The organism is Streptomyces sp. NPDC029674, from assembly GCF_044903205.1.
Lineage (GTDB): Bacteria > Actinomycetota > Actinomycetes > Streptomycetales > Streptomycetaceae > Streptomyces.
On the sequence record NZ_JBJDPY010000074.1, the window covers coordinates 1 to 1,057 of the forward strand.

Sequence of the window (1,057 nt, forward strand, 5' to 3'; positions counted from 1 at the left end):
CCGCAGTCCTCCGGGTCATGCTCGACCGCCGTAGGACGGACCATCATGACGAGCACGACCACCCAGACCAGCACCAGGACCGCGAGCGCGGCACGGCCGAGCGCGGGGGAGCGCGCGGCGGTGACGCTGGCGCTGGACAGAAGACCGCGGTGGCCGGTGCGCCGGCCGACTTCGATCTGGCAGCACACCCTGACTTCGAGCTGACCCGTGACCGGCAGGCGCGGGAGTGGGGCGACGTCGGCGAGGAGAACCAGGACCATGGACATGGGGGAGACGGAGCATGAGGGGCATGGAGTTCGTTGCCGTGGACTTCGAGACCGCAAACGGGTCTCGGGCGTCGGTCTGTCAGGTCGGTGTGGCGCGGGTCGTTGACGGCGTTATCGCGGAGCGGCAGTGCTGGCTCGTGACGCCGCCGACCGGGGCGGACGACTTCGCGCCGGCGAACGTCCGCGTGCATGGGATCGACGCTGAGGCGGTGCGTGGCGCGGTGAGCTGGGCGGAGGCGGCCGAGCAGCTGGCCCGCCTGGTCGGGACGTTGCCCGTGGTGGCCCACAACGCGGCGTTCGACGCCGATGTCTATGCCGCCGCCTGCGCCCACGAGGGCCTCGTGCCTGTCGAGTGGGAGTGGGTGGATTCGCTCGCCCTGGCCGACCGGTTCATAGACGCGAACCGGCGGGACCTGCCGTCCGTCGCGCACGCGCTCGGCCTTCCCCCGTTCAACCACCACGACGCCGGGGCTGATGCCGCTGCCACGGCGGCCGTCGTTTTGGAGCTCGGCCGCCGGTTCGGTGCGACGACGCTCGGCGACCTGCTATCCACTTGGCCGGCGCGAGACGAACGCGTCGTTGCGGTCCTGCCATCGATGGCGCGTCCGGGGGCGGCCCCGGACGGCTCCGGATCGTCAGTGCGCGTGAAGGACCTGCCGCAGCCGAACCCCGATGCAGACCCGGGGCATCCTCTTCACGGACACCGGGTAGTCCTGACCGGCGATCTGGAGGGGTACACCCGTATGGAGGCATGGATGGCCCTCGCCGCGCTTGGCGCACAACCGCAGAAG

2 protein-coding genes are annotated in these 1,057 nt (G+C 71.2%); one reads left to right on the plus strand and one right to left on the minus strand.

Translation table 11 applies throughout. From position 1 onward, the window contains the following. Window positions 1-266, minus strand: a 266-nt coding sequence (locus tag ACI2L3_RS40460; protein ID WP_404757464.1) for a hypothetical protein, incomplete at its 3' end; no start/stop codon positions are given. A gap of 23 nt (window positions 267-289) precedes the next feature. Between ACI2L3_RS40460 and ACI2L3_RS40465 the strand changes: the two genes are divergently transcribed. Next, window positions 290-1,057, plus strand: a 768-nt coding sequence (locus ACI2L3_RS40465) for an exonuclease domain-containing protein (RefSeq protein WP_404757465.1), incomplete at its 3' end; no start/stop codon positions are given.